Source organism: Pseudoduganella sp. HUAS MS19 (genome assembly GCF_053615455.1).
In genome coordinates this window covers 6,275,275-6,291,385 of sequence record NZ_CM132133.1, presented here as the reverse complement: position 1 = coordinate 6,291,385, position 16,111 = coordinate 6,275,275, and the positions used below count along the sequence as shown (strand labels likewise).

Genomic DNA, 16,111 nt, shown 5'->3' with positions numbered 1-16,111 from the left:
AGAGATGGAATTTTTCCGCATCCGTAAAGACATCCCGTTCATGCGCCACGCGTTGATCTTCAACGTGGTTTCAGCGCTGACCTTCGTAGCGGCGGTGTACTTCCTGGTCACCAAGCAACTGCACTTCTCTGTGGAGTTCACCGGCGGTACCGTGATGGAAGTGAAGTATGCCCAGGCGGCCAACCTGGAAAGCGTGCGTAAAACGCTGACCGGCCTGGGCTACCACCCTGAGGTGTCGAGCATCGACACCGCGCGCGACGCCATGATCCGCCTGCCTAACGTTCCCGGCACTACCGCCGCCGATACCGCTGCCAAGGTGTTCGGCGAGCTGTGCAAGGCCGAGCAGGGTACCGTCAAGCAGGTCGACAAGGTGACCGACAAGGGCGCCCATGAAATGAAGAGCGCCTGTATGCACGCCGGCGGTTCCGAAGGCGTGTCGCTGCAGAAGGTTGAATTCGTCGGCCCGCAAGTCGGCGAAGAGCTGGCGCAGAACGGCCTGAACGCCCTGGTCATGGTGGTCATCGGCGTGATGATCTACCTGGCCATCCGCTTCGAATGGAAATTCGCGGTGGCTGCGATCATCGCGAACTTGCACGACGTGGTGATCATCCTGGGCTTCTTCGCCTACTTCCAGTGGGAGTTCTCGCTGACCGTGCTGGCCGCCGTGCTGGCAGTGCTGGGTTACTCGGTCAACGAATCGGTGGTTATCTTCGACCGGATCCGCGAGAACTTCCGCAAGCAGCGCAAGATGACCGTGCACGAAGTGATCGACAACGCGATCACCTCCACCATCTCGCGTACCATCATTACCCACGGTTGTACCCAGATGATGGTGCTGTCGATGCTGTTCCTGGGCGGCCCGACCCTGCACTACTTCGCCATCGCGCTGACCATCGGTATCTGCTTCGGTATCTACTCTTCCGTGTTCGTTGCAGCTGCCGTGGCCATGTGGCTGGGCGTGAAGCGCGAAGACCTGATCAAGCCGATCAAGGAAAAAGACGAGACCGACGGCGCAGTGGTTTAAGCGGCGCGCAGCCAAAAACGAAAAAATGGGGACGTACCCTTTGGGGTACGTCCCCTTTTTATTCGTTCTATGCGCTCTCGCGCGCCATCAGCGTGAAGCCAAGGTCGATGCGCTGTGCCGGAATGTCGTTGCCGCGGATCGCTGCCAGCAGCAGGTTGGCGGCTTCGAAGCCGGTCTGGTAGCGCGGCGTGCCGATCGTGGTGACCGAAGGCTTCATCCACGCCGATGCGGGCAAGTCGTTAAAGCCGCAGATCGCCAGTTGTTCCGGCACCCTGATGCCGCGCCGCTGGCACTGGAAGATGGCGCCGTGCGCCAGGTCGTCGTTGCAGCAGAAGATCGCATCCAGGCCCGGCATATTGGCCAGCATGCGTCCCAGCAGTTCGGCGCCCAGCGCAATGGTGGACGGATCGGGGCACATCAGCTCCAGCATCGGGTCGGCCAGGCCGGCTTCTTCCATGGCTTTGCGGTAGCCGTCGCCGCGCTTCAGCGTGCGTTCATCGAGCTGCGCTGCCATGTAGCCGATGCGCTTGCGGCCTTTGTCGATCAGGTAGCGCGTGATGGTATAGCCGGCATCCTCCTGCGAGAAACCGACCGACATCGCGCCCGGCTGCGAAGACAAGTCCATCATCGACACCACCGGCACGCGCGATGTGGCCAGCATCTGCTGCACGCGCGGGCTGTGCGTCATGCCGCACAGCAGGATGCCGTCCGGGTTCGACTGCATATAGGTTGCCAGCAGCTTCTCTTCTTCCGCATCCGAGTAGCGCGTATTGCCGATCAGGATCTGGTAATTGCACGGGTCGAGCGCATCCTGCACGCCGGCCAGCACCGCGGTGAACACCGCGTTCGCCAGTGACGGCACCAGCACCACGATCACCCGCGATTGCGCCGAGGCCAGCGCGCGCGCGGCGCGGTTCGGCACATAGCCCAGGTCCTGCACCGCTTTCTCCACGCGTTCGCGCAGCAGGGACGACACCAGCTCGGGCTGGTTGATGGCGCGCGATGCCGTCATGGGCGCGACGCCGGCGCGGGCGGCGACATCGGACAGCGTGACTTTGCCGAGTGCGCGGCTTTTGGCAGCAGGGCTCTTGCTGGAGGGATTCTTGGTCATGCGTGAATTATAACTATGTTAAGCTGCACGCCTCGTAAAATGGGGAGCAGCAATGAGCCGTACCGGCCGCCTGTTCCAGCTCATGGATGCCATGCGCGGCAGCCGCCGTCCGGTGACTGCGGCCGCACTGGCGGAAAAGCTGGGAGTATCCGAACGCACGATTTACCGCGACATGCAAACCCTGGCCGAACTCGGCGCACCGGTGGAAGGTTCGGCCGGCCTTGGCTACCTGCTGCGCAGCGGCTTCTTCCTGCCGCCGCTGATGTTCGACACGGACGAACTGGAAGCGCTGGTGCTCGGTGCGCGCTGGGTGCGCCGCCAGGGCGACCCGACACTGGCACAGGCTGCGGACAACGCGCTGGCCAAGATCGCCACCGCCACACCCAAAGACCTGCGCGACGACATGGCCGACACCAGCCTGTGGGTGCCGCTGATGCGCGACACGCCCGAGCACGACGAATTCGTGCGGCCCGCGCGCGAAGCGATCCGGCGCCAGCACAAGATGCGCATCCAGTACAACGATGAAAACGGTTCCTCTTCCGAACGCACGGTGTGGCCGTTTGCGCTGGCCTTCTACGAAGGCCGCCGCCTGCTCGCGGCCTGGTGCGAGATGCGCAAAGCCAACCGCCACTTCCGCATCGACCGCATCGCGCGCGCCGAGGCGCTTGCAGAGCGCTACCCAAAATCCCGCCATGAGCTGCTCAAGGTCTGGCGCGAGGAGAACGCGATCAACGAAGACTCCTGACAGGAACTGTCAGGAGTCTTGGTTACGATAGGCGCATTCGATCAACCCACCCGGGAGTTTTACGATGCGCCTTTATCACAACCCACTGTCCTCCAACGCCCGCCGTGTCTTGCTGGCTGCAAGCCAGATCGGCATCAAGCTGGAAGAAGTGTTCATCGACCTTGGCAACGAAACCGACCGCGCTCGCCTGAAAGAGGTCAACCCTTGCGGCAAGGTGCCGGTGCTGGAAGACGACGGCCTCCTGCTGTGGGAGTCCTGCGCCATCATGCAATACCTGGCCGACAAGCACGGCGCCACCGATGTCTATCCGGCCGGCCTGAAAGAGCGCGCCGATATCAACCGCTGGATGTTCTTCGGCGCCCAGCACTTTTCGCCGGCGGTCGGCATCCTGACCTGGGAATACCTGTGGAAGAAGTTCGTCACCGGCCAGGACCCGGACCCGGTCGAGATCAGGAAGGGCGAGGAGCTGGTGCGCGAGCACGCGGCAGTCCTCGACCAGCACCTGGCCACGCGCCAGTGGTTGAGCGGCGACAAGCTTTCGCTGGCCGACCTGGCCGTGGCCGCGCCCCTGATGTACCTGGGCCGCGCGAAAATTCCGGTCGAGCAATACACGCATATGCTGGCTTGGCTGGAACGGGTCCAGCAATTGCCGGCATGGCAGCAGACCGAGACGCCATGGCCTTTTTAAGGTTTGTGTGAGTTGACGCACAGAGTGTGGCTGGTCCGGAACATAAGATGGAACCGTCTCTTTCAGGACATCCCTAGTTTTGGACTTGGCCCACTCTTTCGAGTGGGCATTTTTTCTGAAAGAGGCATCATGCAAAACATCCGCGTACTGAATTCCACCATTGCCTATCGCGAGCTCGGCGAACGCAGCGCGCACGCCGTGATCTTCTTGCACGGCAATCCAACCCACTCCTTCATCTGGCGCGACATCATGCCGCATGTGGCCGCCAGCGCGTGGTGCCTGGCGCCGGACCTGATTGGCTTCGGCGCTTCCGGCAAGCCCGATATCGCCTACAGCTTCCTGGAACACGCGGCCTATCTGGAAGCGTTCCTGCAGCAGATGGCGATCGAGGAATTCACGCTGGTCGGGCAGGACTGGGGCGGCGCGCTGGCCATCCACCTGGCAGCCCGCTATCCCACCAAGGTGCGCGGCGTAGCGCTGATGGAATTCGTGCGCCCCAGCCCGACATGGGAAGATTTCCATCCGCTCGAGCAGGCGCGCGAACGCTTCAAGCTGATGCGCGCGCCGGGCAGCGGCGAAGAGTTCGTGCTGCAGCAGAATTTCTTTATCGAACAGATGCTGCCGAAGGGCGCGCTGCGCCCGCTGACGGCGCAAGAGATGGACGCCTATCGCGCACCGTTCCCGACGCCCGAATCGCGCAAGCCGATGCTGGCCTTCCCGCGCATGATGCCGATTGCCGGCGAGCCGGCCGATGTATACCAGCTGATCGAACACAACGAAGCGGTCATGGCCACGGCCCAGTACCCGAAGCTGATCCTGTTCAGCCCGCACGGCGTGCTGACCCCGCGCCCGGTCGCCGAGCGCTACGCAGCGAAGTGTGCAAACTGCAAGCTGGTCGAGCTGGGTGAAGGCACGCACAATCTGCAGGAAGACCATCCCGAAGCCATCGGCCGCGCCATCGCCGCCTGGCTGCCAAAATAAAAGTCGGGGTCAGCTCCGGCAATCGGACACGGGCTCAGCCGCGCGCGGCTGAGCCCGTGTCCGATTGCCGGAGCTGACCCCGACTTTTCAAATGAAAGAAATGTATTCAACCAACAGTTGAAGCGCACAGATCGGTGCGCGCTTGCCCTTGCCTGGCAGACTCTATAGCATGGTGTCATCAATCGAGGGGACAGATATGCGAGCATCTGCACTTCCCACCACCGAGCAGGTCGACCGCTGGCAGGCCATGCGGCAAAAGGCCTTCAAAGCGGTGCCAGAGGGTGGCCGTACCATCACTTACCTTGGCAAGAAATTCCACGTCTATCCGAATACCTTCTGGCCCTTTCTCGACAGCCAGCCGCTGGTGCGCAGTTTCCGCATCAAGCCTGGCGAGAGCGTGCTCGATGTGGGGACCGGCTCCGGCGTGATCGCGGTCTTTGCCTGCTACCAGGGGGCGTCGCGGGTGCTGGCGCTGGACGTCAATCCGGCAGCCATCCGCAGCGCGCGCCACAACCTGAAGGAACACGGCTTTGAGGGTGTGATGGAAGTGCGCCGTTCCGACCTGTTCGAGAAAGTCGGCGACGAGCAGTTCGACGTCATCACCGCCAACCTGCCGTTCCGTGACAAGCCGGCACCCGACGTGGTGGCGCGCTCGCAGTGGGATACCGACTTCCGCACCAACACCCAGTTCTTCGAACAGGCCGCACGCTACCTGAAGCCCGGCGGCCGCATCTATTTCGCGCACTCAAACTTCGGTGCGGTGGAAGAAGTGCGCCGCCTCGCCAAGCAGGCCGGCTTCAGTATCCGGCTGATGGCCCGCAGCGCGGCCGAACGCGACCAGGAACGGCAGTTCTTCGCCTTCCTGATCAAGCCTGCGGCAAGGCATGGACGGGCTGCTTGACTCCGTCCGCCAGTTGCGGGCCGTGCCGCATGCGCCCTGGCGTGCACAGGTAAGGCGCGTGGCAGTGGTCCTCACCAGCTCGCGTTCGGGATCGACCTTGTTCAAAGCCGTATTGGCGCGCCATCCCGGCATCGCCAGCCTCGATGGCGAAGCGGAGCCATTCCTGGCCTTGAGCGGCGATGGCTTCGGCTACGATCCCGCATGCGGCAGCGATGCCATCGCGCGCCTGCGCAATCCCGACGCGCTGGCCGACGAAATTTTCGACAGCCTGACCGTGCCGGAAGGCGGCATCGCGCCCTTGGCAGAACTGAAGGCACGCTGGCGCAAGCGCTTGCTGCTGCAATTCCCAGCGCTGTTCACCCAATCGCTGGCCTATGCCCATATGGAGCGCGCCCTCGACGAGGCGCTGTTGTTCAGCCAGGCCACCGATGCGCCGGGCGAGCATGAATTGCAGCACGCGGTGCTGGGCGCCGTCTTCTGGCGTGAGCCGTGGCGCCGCGATTACTATGATGGCGAGCAGGGCCCGGGCGAGCGGCGGCCGTTCAGCGAGCCCGCCAAGATCGAAGAGCCGCCTTTTGTATCGCCGGCCATGCATGCCAGGCATTTCACGGAAGACGATGCGGCCAGCAAGGTACTGTTATTCAAGACGCCGTCCGATGCTTATCGGATCGGCTTGTACGAGCAGTTGTTCCCGCATGCGCAGGTGCGCTACCTGCACCTGTCGCGCAGCGCGGCTGCCTGCGTCAATGGCTTGATCGACGGCTGGCTGTCGCCCACCGGTTTCCATGCCCACGATATGCAGAAGCACGGTGTGACCCTTGGCATTGGCGGCTATTCGGAACAGTGTGTGGGCGGCCAGCGCTGGTGGAAATTCGACCTGCCGCCGAACTGGCGCAGCTACGTCAATGCTCCGCTGGAGGAGGTGTGCCTGAACCAGTGGCTGTCGTGCCACAGCCATATCCTCGACAGCGGCGTGAATGCGCTGCCGGTGCGTTTCGAGTCCTTCCTGGCCGACCCGGCGGCCGTGCTGGAGCGGGCCTGCGAATGGCTTGGCCTGCCGCCGATGCCGCAGCCGCCAGAACTGCCGGTGACCATGGCCACCGACGCGCCGGCGCCGGGCCGATGGCGCAAGCGCAGCAGCCAGCTGTTGCCGCTGGCGCAGCGCGCGGAAGTGGCGGACATGATGCACGCGCTGGGTTATGGCGCGGCGCCGGAGCAGTGGCAATGATCCGCCGCTTCCTGGTGCCCTACCTGATGGGCAAGCGGCGCGATGGGCTGCAGCGGGTGCAACTGCTGGACTCCGAGTCCTGGGCCGTGCTGCGCTCGCCGCAGTCGACCGCCACCGAGCTGGTGGATAAGGATGAACAGATGCGCAGCATGGGCCGGGTGTATGCCGTGCTGGCCGGGCATGTTGCTGCGGCGGCCGAGGCGGGCGACCTGCCGCTCAGCATCTCGGGCGATTGTGTGTCCACCATGGGCGTGATGGCCGGCCTGCAGCGCGCCGGCCGCGAGCCGCAACGCATGCTGTGGCTGGACGCGCACGGCGACTTCCACACCTGGGCCACCACCCACACCCAGTACCTGGGCGGCATGCCGCTGGCCATGCTGGTCGGCCGCCAGGACCGGCGCCAGCACCGGCGCGACAGCATCGCCGCGCTGCGCGAAGCGGTCGGCATGCGGCCCTACCCGGAACAGAAGGTGCTGCTGTCCGACGCGCGCGACCTCGACCCCGGCGAGGACCAGGCGCTGGAACAGTCGGCGATCATCCGCTGCACCCTGGACCAGGTATTGCGTCACCTGTCGCCGCACGAATCGCTGTACGTGCATTTCGACACCGATGTGCTGGATGAAGCGCAGCGCATGCCGGCGCTTAAGTACCACGTACCGGCAGGGCCGCGCGTGGAGGAAATGGCGGAGCTGTTCCGCAGCCTGCGCGGCTACCCCTTGGTGGCAGTGTCGGTTTCGGCCTGGCACGCGGAACTGGACGCCGGCGACCAGGCTGCCCGCATCTGCCTCGCGCTGCTGGATGAACTGCTGCCCGGCGGGCGCAGCACGCCGCGCGAGCGCAACTCGGCTAATACCAGTTCGACGCAACCGGCCAGGCTGCCGCGCGCGGTGTCGAGCGATAGCTCCGGCGCCAGTGGTGCCTCATAAGGAGCGGATACGCCGGTGAACTGCCGCACCTCGCCGGCGCGTGCGCGTCGATACAGGCCTTTGACGTCGCGCTGTTCGCAGACTTCGAGCGGGCATTTGCACCAGGCCTCGATGAAGTCCCCATCGGCCTGCATGGCGCGCACGCGGGCGCGGTCGGCACGCAGCGGGGAGATGAAGGCGGCCAGCACGATGATGCCCGCTTCCGCAAACAGGCGGGCAGCCTCGCCGGCACGACGCAGGTTCTCGCTGCGGTCTTCCGGGGAGAATCCGAGGTCGGCGCACAGTCCCTGGCGCAGGCTGTCGCCGTCCAGCAGAACGGCCTGGCAGCCCGCATGGAACAGGCGTTCTTCGACGGCGCGCGCCAGCGTTGTCTTGCCGGCGCCGGACAGGCCGGTAAACCAGACCACCGCGCCACGATGGCCGTGCACTTCTTCGCGCTCGCGGCGCGATATTTGGGAAGAGTTCATGATGCGACTATATACGCGATACAGGAGGGCAGCATGCGCACGGTATTGATCGTCGGCGCGGGTTTTTCGGGTGTGGCGTGCGCGATACAGATGCTGCGCCTCGCTGGCCGGCAGCCGATGCGCGTATTGCTCCTCAACCGCAGCGGGCGGCTGGCGCGCGGCATGGCGTATGGCACGCAAAGCCCGCAGCACCTGCTTAATGTGGTGGCGGCCAATATGAGCGTGCTGCCCGATGAGCCGGAACACTTCGTGCACTATGCCGGCATGCGCGACAGCCGCGTCAGCGGCACTTCCTTTGTTCCACGCAGCGTCTACGGCGACTACCTGGAATGGGCGCTGCAACAGGCGCGCGACCAGGCGCCTGTTGCGGCCCTCGACTGCATCAGCGGCAGCGTGTGCAGCTTGCAGACCAGGACTGGCGGCGGCCTGGCAGCGATGCTGGAAGACGGCCGTTGCATCGAGGCGGACCGGGTGGTGCTGGCGTTCGGGCACCTGCCGGCGCCGCCGCCGGACCTGGCGCAGGGTTCCCTGGCCGGCAGTGCGTGCTACGTGGCAGATCCGTGGCGCGCGGACTTGCTGTCCTCCATTGGCGTGCATGAGCCGGTGCTGCTGCTGGGCTCCGGCCTCACTGCCGTGGATATCGCGCTGCAGCTGCTGCGCCGAAACCCTGCGCAGCGCCTGCACGCGCTGTCGCGGCACGGGCTGCTGCCCCAGCCCTGCAAGCTGCCGTCCGGGCACCTGGCGGGCAGCACGCTGTTGCGCGACGAGGCGCCAACCGTCCGGGCTGCCATGCATGCCTTCATGCAGCAGGTGGAGCGCCTTGAAGCCGTGGGCCTGGACTGGCACGATGCGCTGGCGGCCTTGCGCCCGCAGTCTGCGCGCATCTGGCGCGCTTGGCCCGCGGCCGAACGGCGCCGTTTCCTGCGCCATGTGCGTCCCTACTGGGAGGTGCACCGCCACCAGCTGCCGCCAACGGTGCAGGAGGAGTTGGCGGCGGCCTTGGAGCGCGGCGCCTTGCGTGTAAGCGCAGGACGTATGCTGGGCATCCGCGACGAGGCGGAACTGGCGGTGCTGTCGGTACAGCCGCGCGGCAGCGAAGCGTGCATCGAGTTGCGCGCCGGCCGCATCATCAACTGCACGGGCAGTTGCGCCAGCCCGCGCCGCGCCGCGGTGCCGCTGGTGCAGCAGCTCCTGGCCGATGGCTTGATGCGCGCCGACGCGCTCGGCCTCGGCGTGGAGACCGGCGCCGACTGCGCGGTGCTTGGGGCAAATGGGCAGCCGACACCGGGGCTGTACTACATCGGCCCCTGGCTCAAGGCTGGCTTCTGGGAGGCGACAGCGGTACCCGAGCTGCGCCAGTTCGCGGCCACCATAGCCCGCGCTTGCATGTAGAATTGGCAATCCTCAATCACGCCGGAGCATGTCGATGCGAGCTGTATTGCTGTTTGCAAGTGTGTTGTTGTCAGGTGCCGTGTTTGCGCAAGATGCGGCCTCGGGAGATTCCGCGAAAACTGCGGCCAGCGAATGGCTGGCGCTGACCGATGCCGGCAGTTATGGCGCAAGCTGGGACAAGGCCGCCCCGGTGTTCCAGGACGCGATCAACAGACCGGGATGGGAGCAGGCGCTGCGCCTTGTGCGCATGCCCTTGGGCGCGGTGAAATCGCGCCAGTTGACCAGCGCCCGCTTCACGCATGACTTGCCGAACGCCGCGGCAGGCGACTACTTCGTCCTGCAGTTCGCCACGCAATTCGAGAACAAGCCCGGCGCAGTGGAAACCGTCACCCCGATGAAGGGACCGGACGGCAACTGGCGCGTCTCAGGCTACTTCATTAAATAAAGTCGGGGTCAGCTCCGGCAATCGGACAAATCGCAACGCGATTTGTCCAATTGCCGGAGCTGACCCCGACTTTTATCAGTGAAGCAAGGCGGAAGTGAGGGATTTCACTTCTTCCGCCGACTCTTCCATGATGCTGGCCAGCGTGCCGTCGCCGATCGCGAAGTCGATGGTGCTGGCGGCGGCCACCGAGGTTGCGCCTGGACGGGCGTGCAGCGGCGAGGCGATCGGCGACAGGTCGTTGGCCAGCAGCAGCGTGTCGCCCAGGTTTTCCGGCGGCAGCGCGCGCATCCCTTCCCACATCGCTTCCACGGCCTTCATCACATTCTCGGGAATCATCAGCTTTTGCAGTACGCCGCGGCCGATCGGCACCTCGCCGTAGGTGGTCCATTCTTCCGGATCGCCTTCCATCGCCTCGGGATAGGCTTCGGCCTGCGACAGCATGTAGAAGCCGCCCACCTCGTGCACGATGCCGGCAAACATGGCGGTGTCGGGGTCGACGTGGGACACGCGCCGCGCAATCACCTGCGCCAGCGCCGCCACGTGGGCGGTATGTTCCCACAGCTGGTTGGCCTTGGCCTTGAGCAGGGGATTGCGGATCTTGGTGCCGAGCTGGCGCACGATCACCGAGGTCACCAGCGACTGCAGGGTGCGCACGCCAAGGCGCTGCACCGCCGTTTTCACGCTGGAGATCTCCATGCCGGAACGGTTATAGGCCACCGAATTGGCAATGGCCACCGTGCGCGCCGCCAGCAGCGGGTCGGCCTGCACCAGCTTGGCTGCCAGGTCGATGTGGCAATTGTCGTCGTTCAGCGCGCGCTGCAGCTTGATCGACGCGTCGATATTGGTGGGAAATGTAAGCTCACCGCGGCCCGCTTGGGCTGCAATTGCTTTGAAGGCTTCCAGTCTGTCCATGCGAAAATTATAAGCAGAAATTGCCCTGCGGAACTAGGACAGGGTGGTTATTTTGATGAAAAAACTGGCTATGCGCCCGGCTTAGCCTTCGCCGAAGATGGCGTCGCACCCTTCCACGGTGCCTTCGACATCTCCCAGCTCGTCGACCAGTTCCAGGTCTTCGAGTTCTTCAACTGCATTGGTGAAGCTATTGTGCTTGGTGGCACCGATCAGGCGGTAGATTTCACCGTCTTCATTGCGGATGCCAATCAGCAGTTTTTCCTTGCGCACCAGGTCGGCGCTGGTGCTTTCCAGCAGCAGGTTGCCGGTGATGTGCTTGTCGAATTTGGCTGGCTTGATGCCGTCCAGCAGGGTGGTCTTTAACATTCTTCTCGTTCTTTATAGTGGTGTACCGGCACTGATTGTGGCCTTCAGCCCGGCCAGGGTGCGTTCCAGGGCTTCATAATCGGCGTCGCTATAGTCGGAAAACAACTGCACGCCTTTAGCGACAATAACAGGAAACACCTCGGCAAAGAGCAGTTCGCCCGCCGGTGTCAGGCGGACAAAAAAGGAGCGCTTGTCGTCGGCATTGCGTTCCCGTTCCACCAGGCCCTTCTGTTCCAGGCGTTCGATGACGCCGGTCAGGGTGCCCTTGGTGATCAGGGTGCGTTCGCCCAGCTCCTTGTAGCTCATGCCCGGGGTGTTGCCCAGTGTGGCAATGATATCGAATTGTGCGTGGGTGAGGCCAAGCTGGCGAACATGTTCGCCGGACCACCTCTCAAACCCTTGCATGCATTCGGCCAGCAGCCGGATGCTTTTCAAATATCGTTCGCCCATGACACCGGATTATAGCGCCCGCCAGCCTCGGCCTCCATCGGTTACTATATGCAAACTATAACAAGCGGGTGTTTTCGCCATGCCCCTTCACGCACGCGGTATCCTTGCCCTGCTGGTGGTGACCATCGTCTGGGGCACTACCTTCCCGGCCATGAAGGACATGACCGACAAGCTATCGGCCAACTGGATCGTGGTCTCCCGCTTCGCGATTGCCGGCGTGCTCCTGTCCCCCTTCCTGCTGCGCGCCAAATGGCGCGACCTGCATTACGGCTTCCTGGCCGGGGTGCTGCTGTTCTTCTGTTACCTGACCCAGGTCGAAGGCCTGAGCCTGACTTCCTCCAACCGCAACGCCTTTATCTGCGGCCTGAATGTGCTGGTGGTGCCGCTGCTGGGCATCGCCATGGGCAGGTGGCCGGACAAGCGCATCGTACTGGCGCTGCTGCTGGCCGTGGGCGGCCTGTCCGCCCTGTGCTGGGAGGGCAGCTTCACCTGGAGCCGCGGCGATTCGCTGGCGCTGGCAGCGGCCTTCCTGTTCGGCCTGTACATCGTGGTGATGACGCAGTTCTCGCGCAAGGTCGAGCGCCTGATGACCCTGACCGTGGCCCAGATCTGGACCGTGGCCCTGTTCGCCGGCTTGTGGATCCTGCTGCGCGAAGTGCCGCGCGGCGTGATCGATGTGCCGCACGACGCGTCCGATTACTACAGCTATATCTGGCAGGGCCTGGTGAGCTACAAATGGAACCTGATCTACCTGGGGCTGATCGCCACCGCAGCCATCATCTCCCTGCAAACCTGGGGCCAGCGCCATGCCACGGCCAATGAGGCGGCGGTGATCTATGCCTTCGAACCGGCCAGCGCGGCCATCTTCGGCTATTTCTGGCTGGGCGAGACGATGGGCCAGATGCAGCTGCTGGGCGCGCTACTGTTGATCTCCGGTATGATTGTCAGCCAATGGAATACCCCTGAGCGACCGGCGTCGGCGCTTGTCCCTGAATAGAAGATGTCATTTGCTCAACTTAGCCGCCTGACCCGGGAGCAGCCGCTGCGCGTGCTGCTGGTGAACGCGGGCGAACCGGATAGCCTGGCCTGGTCCGGTTTGGCCCAGCCGCTGCGGCTGGCCCAGCGCATCCTGCATGGCAGTTTCCTGCTTGACGTGGCGACCCCGCCGCAGGTGGCCGGCATGGCCGGCGACTGGCACCTGGCCCTGCTTGTCGCAGACGAGGCTGCGGCGCGTCCCGCCGATGGCGAGCTGCGGGCTGTGATCGAGCGTTGCCGAGCGGCGCAGTATTGGGGTGGCGTGGGCGCGGGCGTGCTGTGGCTGGCCCAGTCGGGCGCGGCGGGCGGCGCGCGTATCGCCTTGCCGTGGGGGCTCTATGCGGAAACCGAGGATGTCACCGAGCGCGCCATACTCACACCGAATTTGTTCGAGATCGATGGCCGGCTGATTTCCTGCTGCGGCGGGGCGGCTTCGCTCGATTTTTCGCTGACCCTGATCGAGGCGCTGTTCGGCGCCAATGTGCAGGCGGAGATCAAAGAAGCGCTGTGCATCGACCGCGTGCGCTCGTCGGAGGAGCGGCAGCGGGTGGCCCTGCAGGCGCGTTTCGGCGCGCTGCAGCCCAAGCTGTCGGAAGCGGTAACCCTGATGGAGGCCAATATCGAGGAGCCGCTGTCGACCGACGATATCGCCGGGCTGGTGGGCCTGTCGCGGCGCCAGCTTGAGCGCTTGTTCAAGCAGTACCTGGGCGCGCTGCCCTCGCGCTACTACCTCGAGTTGCGCCTGCAACGGGCGCGGCAATTACTTTTAGAAACAAACCATTCCATTGTGCAGGTTGGGCTGATGTGCGGGTTCTCGTCGGGGTCACACTTTTCCACGGCGTTTGGCACCCTCTTTGGCAATACCCCGCGCGAAGAGCGGCAGCGCAGACTGAACCGGTAGACCGGTGTCTGACCCTGCGGGTCGGACACCGGGTGGCCGGTTTGGACAATTTTGAAAATCCTTGTCGCAGATTCAAAAGAGTTTTAGCATCCCCGCTTTTACAATGCAGTACACCTTACCATTGATGGGGATTTGCTATGAACGCCAAGCTTGACTCGACTGTTACCACCCGCCCTGTAACCCGCGCCACCTTTGACGAGGTGATCGTCCCGACTTACGCACCTGCCCAGATGGTGCCAGTGCGAGCGGCGGGCCTGGACCTGTGGGACCAGAACGGCAAGCATTACCTGGACTTCACCTCCGGCATCGCCGTGGCATCCCTGGGCCACTGCAACCCGATCCTGGTGGAAGCGCTGACCCGGCAGGCCAACACCCTGTGGCACCTGGGCAATGGTTACACCAACGAGCCCGTGCTGCGCCTGGCCCTGGCCCTGACCGAAGCCACCTTCGCCGACCGCGCCTTCTTCTGCAACTCCGGCGCAGAAGCCAACGAAGCGGCCCTGAAGCTGGCCCGCAAGGCCGCCCACGCCAAGTACGGCGACAAGAAGCCACGCATCGTGTCCTGCCTGAATTCCTTCCACGGACGCACCCTGTTCACCGTGTCCGTCGGCGGCCAGGCCAAGTACACCGAAGGTTTCGAGCCGCTGCCGCCATCGATCGACCACATTCCTTATAACGATATCGAAGCGGCCAAGGCTGCCATCGGCGACGACGTGTGCGCCGTGATCGTTGAACCGGTGCAGGGCGAAGGCGGCGTGATGCCGGGCAATCCGGAATACCTGAAGACCCTGCGCGAGCTGTGCGACAAGGTCGGCGCCGTGCTGATCTTCGACGAAGTGCAGTGCGGCATGGGCCGTACCGGTTCCCTGTTCGCCTACCAGGGCTACGGCGTGACCCCGGACATCCTGACCTCGGCCAAAGCGCTGGGCAACGGCTACCCGATCGGCGCCATGCTGACCACCGACGAACTGGCCAAGCACCTGGCGGTGGGCACCCACGGCACCACCTACGGCGGCAACCCGCTGGCGGCCACCGTGGCGCTGACCGTGCTGGAAACCATCAACCAGCCGGCCTTCCTGGCCCGGGTGAAAGAAGCGTCCGAGAAGCTGATCGGCAAGCTGGAAGGCCTGGTGCGCGATTTCCCGCAGGTGTTCTCCGCCGTGCGCGGCGCCGGCCTGCTGCTGGGCCTGGTTGTGGCCGAGCCGTTCAAGGGCCGTTCCAAGGATATCCAGCGCGCTGCTGAAGCGCAGGGCCTGATGATCCTGATCGCCGGTACCGATGTGGTGCGCCTGGCGCCGGCGCTGGTCGTGTCGGATGCGCAGATCGATGAGGCGGACCGCATCATCCGCCTGGCGGTTGCTGAGCTGACCAAGGCTGCCTAAAACCGGTAACCCGGTGCCTGGCCCACAGGGCCAAGCACCCAAAGTGTCAGACCCTGTGGGTCTGACACTGGTTTACCGGTTTTCTGTTTTAGAGAAGAATAAAAGAGGAGCACCCCCATGTACGTAGTCCGTCCGGTAGAAACCGCCGACATCGCCGCCCTCGAATCACTGGCCGCGGTCAGCATGCCGGGTGTCCATACCCTGCCGAAGACGCGCGAAAAGATCGAGCAGGCAGTCGAGCGTTCCATCGCTTCCTTCTCCGCCCACGTCGACATCCCGAGCGAAGAGTCCTATATGTTCGTGATGGAGTCGCTGGCCGACAAGAAAATCGTCGGCACCGCCGCCATTCACGCCTCCGCAGGCTCGAACGGCACCTACTTCTCCTTCCGCAACGACGTCATCCAGCAAGTCTCGCGCGACCTGAACATCAGCCACAGCGTGCACGCGTTGACGCTGTGCTCCGAACTGACCGCCTACTCGCAGCTGTCCGGCTTCTACGTCGACGCCAGCGTGGCGCAGCGTCCGGAGGCTGCCCTGCTGTCGCGTTCGCGCCTGCTGTACGCCGTGCAGGCGCCGCACCGTTTCGGCGACCGCTTCTTCGTGCCGCTGGCCGGCCTGACCGACGAAAACGGCGGCTCGCCCTTCTGGGATGCGCTGGGCCGCAAGTTCTTCAAGATGGACTTCCTGGACGCCGAGCGCGTGATCGGCGGTGCCCGTAACCGCACCCTGATCGTGGAACTGATGCCGCACTACCCGGTCTACGTACCGCTGCTGCCGGGCGACGCGCAAGCCGTGATGGGCCAGATCCATCCGAGCGGCGAGCTGGCCTTCAACCTGCTGACCTCCGAAGGCTTCGAGGCCGACGAGTACATCGACATCTTCGACGGCGGCCCGATCCTGCAGGCGCACAAGCATACGCTGCGCACCTTCTCTTCCTCGCTGCCGCGCCGCGTGGCCAGCGCCGAAGGCACGCAAGCCAGCGATGCGGTGGCGACGTATGCCGTATCCACCGGCCCCGACCAGCGCTTCCGCGCGGTGACCATCAATTGCGCACCGCTGGAAAATACCGATACCGTCTGCCTGTCCAGGAGCGCCCAGGAAATCCTGCGCGTGGAAGAGGGCGACACCGTGACCTGCGTCCGCATTTAAGAACGAGA

Annotated in this window: 17 protein-coding genes and 1 pseudogene; 13 read left to right on the top strand and 5 right to left on the bottom strand. The window is 64.2% G+C overall.

Features of this window, described 5'->3' with window-relative positions; all coding sequences use genetic code 11:
- The first annotated feature begins 4 nt into the window (after nucleotides 1-4).
- Complete coding sequence (secF, locus tag ACWBU6_RS28890; RefSeq protein ID WP_452646762.1) at nucleotides 5-1,024, top strand: protein translocase subunit SecF; 1,020 nt, start codon at nucleotides 5-7, stop codon at nucleotides 1,022-1,024.
- Nucleotides 1,025-1,091: 67 nt separating this feature from the next.
- Here secF and gntR read toward each other — a convergent pair whose 3' ends face one another.
- Nucleotides 1,092-2,135: an HTH-type transcriptional regulator GntR gene (gene gntR / locus ACWBU6_RS28885; protein WP_452646761.1), complete on the bottom strand. Its 1,044-nt coding sequence runs from the start codon at nucleotides 2,133-2,135 to the stop codon at nucleotides 1,092-1,094.
- A gap of 52 nt (nucleotides 2,136-2,187) precedes the next feature.
- Here gntR and ACWBU6_RS28880 point away from each other — a divergent pair, with 52 nt between their 5' ends.
- The 6 genes and pseudogenes from ACWBU6_RS28880 to ACWBU6_RS28855 all read left to right on the top strand — a co-directional run.
- The gene (locus ACWBU6_RS28880; protein WP_452646760.1) at nucleotides 2,188-2,880 is read left to right on the top strand and encodes a helix-turn-helix transcriptional regulator; all 693 of its coding nucleotides are present in this window, start codon (nucleotides 2,188-2,190) and stop codon (nucleotides 2,878-2,880) included.
- A 64-nt stretch (nucleotides 2,881-2,944) separates the two neighbouring features.
- The gene (locus tag ACWBU6_RS28875; protein ID WP_452646759.1) at nucleotides 2,945-3,568 is read left to right on the top strand and encodes a glutathione S-transferase family protein; all 624 of its coding nucleotides are present in this window, start codon (nucleotides 2,945-2,947) and stop codon (nucleotides 3,566-3,568) included.
- A 129-nt stretch (nucleotides 3,569-3,697) separates the two neighbouring features.
- Nucleotides 3,698-4,549: a haloalkane dehalogenase gene (locus ACWBU6_RS28870; RefSeq protein ID WP_452646758.1), complete on the top strand. Its 852-nt coding sequence runs from the start codon at nucleotides 3,698-3,700 to the stop codon at nucleotides 4,547-4,549.
- Between the two features lie 196 nt (nucleotides 4,550-4,745).
- Nucleotides 4,746-5,450 carry a methyltransferase gene (locus ACWBU6_RS28865; RefSeq protein ID WP_452646757.1) on the top strand — a complete coding sequence of 235 codons (705 nt, stop codon included), beginning with the start codon at nucleotides 4,746-4,748 and terminating at the stop codon, nucleotides 5,448-5,450.
- Nucleotides 5,434-6,678, top strand: a complete 1,245-nt coding sequence (locus tag ACWBU6_RS28860; RefSeq protein ID WP_452646756.1) for a hypothetical protein — start codon at nucleotides 5,434-5,436, stop codon at nucleotides 6,676-6,678. The genes ACWBU6_RS28865 and ACWBU6_RS28860 overlap by 17 nt, the downstream gene beginning before the upstream one ends.
- Nucleotides 6,573-7,421, top strand: a pseudogene (locus ACWBU6_RS28855) (arginase family protein); the annotation flags it as partial. The gene ACWBU6_RS28860 and the pseudogene ACWBU6_RS28855, both read left to right, overlap by 106 nt.
- Here ACWBU6_RS28855 and cysC read toward each other — a convergent pair.
- A complete protein-coding gene (gene cysC / locus ACWBU6_RS28850) occupies nucleotides 7,388-8,071 on the bottom strand; it encodes an adenylyl-sulfate kinase (RefSeq protein ID WP_452646755.1) in 684 nt (227 codons plus the stop codon). The pseudogene ACWBU6_RS28855 and the gene cysC sit on opposite strands and share 34 nt — an antisense overlap.
- A 33-nt stretch (nucleotides 8,072-8,104) precedes the next feature.
- On the opposite strand from cysC, the gene ACWBU6_RS28845 reads away from it, so the two are divergent.
- Nucleotides 8,105-9,463, top strand: coding sequence for an FAD/NAD(P)-binding protein (locus ACWBU6_RS28845; protein ID WP_452646754.1), 1,359 nt, complete (start codon nucleotides 8,105-8,107; stop codon nucleotides 9,461-9,463).
- Between the two features lie 34 nt (nucleotides 9,464-9,497).
- Nucleotides 9,498-9,908, top strand: coding sequence for a DUF4019 domain-containing protein (locus ACWBU6_RS28840; RefSeq protein WP_452646753.1), 411 nt, complete (start codon nucleotides 9,498-9,500; stop codon nucleotides 9,906-9,908).
- 75 nt (nucleotides 9,909-9,983) lie between these two features.
- Here the strand turns inward: ACWBU6_RS28840 and ACWBU6_RS28835 are convergent, their stop codons facing one another.
- From ACWBU6_RS28835 to ACWBU6_RS28825, 3 genes are all read right to left on the bottom strand, one after another.
- The gene (locus ACWBU6_RS28835; RefSeq protein WP_452646752.1) at nucleotides 9,984-10,820 is read right to left on the bottom strand and encodes an HDOD domain-containing protein; all 837 of its coding nucleotides are present in this window, start codon (nucleotides 10,818-10,820) and stop codon (nucleotides 9,984-9,986) included.
- 81 nt (nucleotides 10,821-10,901) lie between these two features.
- Nucleotides 10,902-11,186 (bottom strand): hypothetical protein, encoded by a 285-nt coding sequence (locus tag ACWBU6_RS28830; RefSeq protein ID WP_452646751.1) that lies wholly within the window; start codon nucleotides 11,184-11,186, stop codon nucleotides 10,902-10,904.
- A gap of 12 nt (nucleotides 11,187-11,198) precedes the next feature.
- Nucleotides 11,199-11,636 (bottom strand): MarR family winged helix-turn-helix transcriptional regulator, encoded by a 438-nt coding sequence (locus tag ACWBU6_RS28825; RefSeq protein ID WP_452646750.1) that lies wholly within the window; start codon nucleotides 11,634-11,636, stop codon nucleotides 11,199-11,201.
- Nucleotides 11,637-11,715: 79 nt separating this feature from the next.
- Between ACWBU6_RS28825 and ACWBU6_RS28820 the strand changes: the two genes are divergently transcribed.
- From ACWBU6_RS28820 to ACWBU6_RS28805, 4 genes are all read left to right on the top strand, one after another.
- A complete protein-coding gene (locus ACWBU6_RS28820) occupies nucleotides 11,716-12,633 on the top strand; it encodes a DMT family transporter (RefSeq protein ID WP_452646749.1) in 918 nt (305 codons plus the stop codon).
- Nucleotides 12,634-12,636: 3 nt separating this feature from the next.
- A complete protein-coding gene (locus ACWBU6_RS28815) occupies nucleotides 12,637-13,572 on the top strand; it encodes a GlxA family transcriptional regulator (protein WP_452646748.1) in 936 nt (311 codons plus the stop codon).
- 137 nt (nucleotides 13,573-13,709) lie between these two features.
- On the top strand, nucleotides 13,710-14,954 hold the full coding sequence (gene astC, locus ACWBU6_RS28810) for an acetylornithine/succinylornithine family transaminase (protein WP_452646747.1): 1,245 nt from the start codon (nucleotides 13,710-13,712) through the stop codon (nucleotides 14,952-14,954).
- Nucleotides 14,955-15,071: 117 nt separating this feature from the next.
- The gene (locus tag ACWBU6_RS28805; protein WP_452646746.1) at nucleotides 15,072-16,103 is read left to right on the top strand and encodes an arginine N-succinyltransferase; all 1,032 of its coding nucleotides are present in this window, start codon (nucleotides 15,072-15,074) and stop codon (nucleotides 16,101-16,103) included.
- Nucleotides 16,104-16,111: the final 8 nt, after the last annotated feature.

What these genes read in the sequence shown, in the direction of transcription:
- secF (WP_452646762.1), top strand. Translation starts at nt 5, where the DNA reads ATGGAATTTTTCCGCATCCGTAAAGACATCCCGTTCATGCGCCACGCG.
- gntR (WP_452646761.1), bottom strand. Translation starts at nt 2,135, where the DNA reads ATGACCAAGAATCCCTCCAGCAAGAGCCCTGCTGCCAAAAGCCGCGCA.
- ACWBU6_RS28880 (WP_452646760.1), top strand. Translation starts at nt 2,188, where the DNA reads ATGAGCCGTACCGGCCGCCTGTTCCAGCTCATGGATGCCATGCGCGGC.
- ACWBU6_RS28875 (WP_452646759.1), top strand. Translation starts at nt 2,945, where the DNA reads ATGCGCCTTTATCACAACCCACTGTCCTCCAACGCCCGCCGTGTCTTG.
- ACWBU6_RS28870 (WP_452646758.1), top strand. Translation starts at nt 3,698, where the DNA reads ATGCAAAACATCCGCGTACTGAATTCCACCATTGCCTATCGCGAGCTC.
- ACWBU6_RS28865 (WP_452646757.1), top strand. Translation starts at nt 4,746, where the DNA reads ATGCGAGCATCTGCACTTCCCACCACCGAGCAGGTCGACCGCTGGCAG.
- ACWBU6_RS28860 (WP_452646756.1), top strand. Translation starts at nt 5,434, where the DNA reads ATGGACGGGCTGCTTGACTCCGTCCGCCAGTTGCGGGCCGTGCCGCAT.
- cysC (WP_452646755.1), bottom strand. Translation starts at nt 8,071, where the DNA reads ATGAACTCTTCCCAAATATCGCGCCGCGAGCGCGAAGAAGTGCACGGC.
- ACWBU6_RS28845 (WP_452646754.1), top strand. Translation starts at nt 8,105, where the DNA reads ATGCGCACGGTATTGATCGTCGGCGCGGGTTTTTCGGGTGTGGCGTGC.
- ACWBU6_RS28840 (WP_452646753.1), top strand. Translation starts at nt 9,498, where the DNA reads ATGCGAGCTGTATTGCTGTTTGCAAGTGTGTTGTTGTCAGGTGCCGTG.
- ACWBU6_RS28835 (WP_452646752.1), bottom strand. Translation starts at nt 10,820, where the DNA reads ATGGACAGACTGGAAGCCTTCAAAGCAATTGCAGCCCAAGCGGGCCGC.
- ACWBU6_RS28830 (WP_452646751.1), bottom strand. Translation starts at nt 11,186, where the DNA reads ATGTTAAAGACCACCCTGCTGGACGGCATCAAGCCAGCCAAATTCGAC.
- ACWBU6_RS28825 (WP_452646750.1), bottom strand. Translation starts at nt 11,636, where the DNA reads ATGGGCGAACGATATTTGAAAAGCATCCGGCTGCTGGCCGAATGCATG.
- ACWBU6_RS28820 (WP_452646749.1), top strand. Translation starts at nt 11,716, where the DNA reads ATGCCCCTTCACGCACGCGGTATCCTTGCCCTGCTGGTGGTGACCATC.
- ACWBU6_RS28815 (WP_452646748.1), top strand. Translation starts at nt 12,637, where the DNA reads ATGTCATTTGCTCAACTTAGCCGCCTGACCCGGGAGCAGCCGCTGCGC.
- astC (WP_452646747.1), top strand. Translation starts at nt 13,710, where the DNA reads ATGAACGCCAAGCTTGACTCGACTGTTACCACCCGCCCTGTAACCCGC.
- ACWBU6_RS28805 (WP_452646746.1), top strand. Translation starts at nt 15,072, where the DNA reads ATGTACGTAGTCCGTCCGGTAGAAACCGCCGACATCGCCGCCCTCGAA.